Here is a 1,552-nt window from a genome sequence, read left to right on the forward strand (position 1 = left end):
CTTGGCTTTGTGAGCGCCGGAGACGCATACCGTGCCCTTGAACGCAAGGTTCGCAGGATGGAGTCGGCAAGCAAGGCGAAGGATGCCAAACTGGTTGAGAAGGACAACGCCCTCGCCGAGAAGGACAACGCCCTCGCCGAGAAGGACAATGCCCTCGCTGAGAAGGACGCGCTGATCGCCGCTCTTCAGGCAAAGCTGGCAGAAATGAGCAAATAACCACAAGGACCCCGCGGGGGTCCTTTTGTTTGCCTTGTCGGCAAGATTGAGTTATATTTGAGGGAGTACATTAGCCCAGAGGCATTGGAGGTTCTGAAAATGGCATTCCAGAGTATCGGACAAAGGCTTGGCTTTGTGAGCGCCGGAGACGCATACCGTGCCCTTGAACGCAAGGTTCGCAGGATGGAGTCGGCAAGTAAGGCGAAGGATGCCAAACTGGCCGAGAAGGACAACGCCCTCGCCGAGAAGGACAACGCCCTCGCCGAAAAGGACAATGCCCTGGCCGAAAAGGACGAAACCATCGAAAAGCAAGAACGCGAGATTGCCGAACTCAAGGCGAAGCTAGCTGAAATGCAGAAATAGAACATAAGGACCCCTTGTGGGTCCTTTTTTGCAATTGGCGGCGCATCCTCACCATAGAAGCGGGATTCAAACTTTTTCCCGCGAGAGGGGAAAAGTTTTTTTACAAAGAATTCCTGTGCAAATGAGACGTTTGCTGCGTGTATATAAGCAGGTAGGAACTGTTCTACCTGCGAGCCGGCCGCGTCGCCGGAATAAAAGAACAATACATGAACAAACGGAAACATGATGGATTCCTGAAATACGTCTACTCGAAACCTGTGAACACGAAGGCGCTTTTTGAGATTGCGTCAAAGACAAACCGGAACCTGGCCGACATCCTCGCGGAAGTGGACCTAGACACATTGGAGGAAATCCCCGAGGCCTTCGACGAAGTTGGCGAGCGGGGCGAAGCGGATCTTGCCTTCAAGGTAAAGGCTCTCGACGGTAGCGAAATGCGCTTTGGTTTGCTGCTGGAGCACAAGTCTTCGCCCAGTAACGGGATTATGTCGCAGATAGGCAAGTACGCCATCAACGTGATGGTAGACAAGAGCAATTCCGAATACGGCTGGCTGCCAACAAAGGCGGTTGTCGTTTATAACGGAATCGCCCCTTGGGATCCGCTGGCGCAGTACAAGAACATCCATGCCATGTACAACGGCCGCATTCCGCATTTCGAGTTCGCCTTTGTGAACCTGGCGGAAATTGACGACGACCTTTGCCTGGCTCACGGCAACGCTGAGGCGGCCATTGGTGCCATCACCATGAAGTACGCCTTCGACATGGAAAAGTACGAGTCGTTGTTGCCGGAAATCGAGAAGAAACTGCGGGCTCTGCCTAGCAACGAAAGCGCTTGCCTTGTTGGCAAGATTGAGTTATATTTGAGGGAGTACATTAGCCCAGAGGCATTGGAGGTTCTGAAAATGGCATTCCAGAGTATCGGACAAAGGCTTGGCTTTGTGAGCGCCGGAGACGCATACCGTGCCCTTGAACGCAA

General features: G+C 53.1%; 2 protein-coding genes and 1 pseudogene. All 3 read left to right on the forward strand.

What is annotated here, in order from left to right; all coding sequences use genetic code 11:
* Window positions 1-216, forward strand: a pseudogene (locus BUB38_RS16535) (hypothetical protein); the annotation flags it as partial.
* A gap of 99 nt (window positions 217-315) precedes the next feature.
* The gene (locus BUB38_RS15600) at window positions 316-579 is read left to right on the forward strand and encodes a hypothetical protein (RefSeq protein WP_073161650.1); all 264 of its coding nucleotides are present in this window, start codon (window positions 316-318) and stop codon (window positions 577-579) included.
* A gap of 206 nt (window positions 580-785) precedes the next feature.
* The coding region (locus BUB38_RS15605; protein WP_073161651.1) for an Rpn family recombination-promoting nuclease/putative transposase at window positions 786-1,552 on the forward strand (767 nt) is incomplete at its 3' end.

Source organism: Fibrobacter sp. UWH5, from assembly GCF_900142505.1.
GTDB lineage: Bacteria > Fibrobacterota > Fibrobacteria > Fibrobacterales > Fibrobacteraceae > Fibrobacter.

Bases quoted from the DNA above. Each gene is read 5' to 3' on its own strand.
- BUB38_RS15600 (WP_073161650.1), top strand. From the start codon at position 316: ATGGCATTCCAGAGTATCGGACAAAGGCTTGGCTTTGTGAGCGCCGGA.